This is a genomic window from Gluconobacter sp. P1D12_c, from assembly GCF_018812105.1.
GTDB lineage: Bacteria > Pseudomonadota > Alphaproteobacteria > Acetobacterales > Acetobacteraceae > Gluconobacter > Gluconobacter oxydans_A.
Window position 1 is genome coordinate 1 of record NZ_JACSIQ010000501.1, and the last position, 437, is coordinate 437.

Sequence of the window (437 nt, forward strand, 5' to 3'; positions counted from 1 at the left end):
AAAAAATTTCTCGCAAATCGTTGAGAGTCTTCTTTTAAAATCATCAGACGTACAATTTTCCAAATCTAAATTATCGATACTCGAATACAAACCATCCTTGTCACATTCTTCTAAATCTTTAACCCAAAGGCGTATCTCATCTTTATTGTCATTAACAAAAACACACTCGTAACAAAAATCATCCTCGTCATCGTTCAAATATTCGTTGAATCTTAAAAAACCATATCCCCTGCTTTCTATGTAATCCAAAAACAAAGAAGAATGCGAAGGAAGACAACGCAAATAATCTCTATAACTTTTCACATCCTTCACAGGAAAAGAATGGTCAATATAATGGTCATGCAAACAAGTCATGATATCGTAAGGCTTTTCCCAACCGCAATAAACCTCGACCCCATTCCCAAACATATAACGAATAGCCTTGGTCTCATAACGTG

1 protein-coding gene is annotated in these 437 nt (G+C 35.0%); it reads right to left on the minus strand.

Translation table 11 applies throughout. From position 1 onward, the window contains the following. Positions 1 to 437, minus strand: a 437-nt coding sequence (locus KP705_RS17870) for a hypothetical protein (protein ID WP_215765259.1), incomplete at both ends; no start/stop codon positions are given.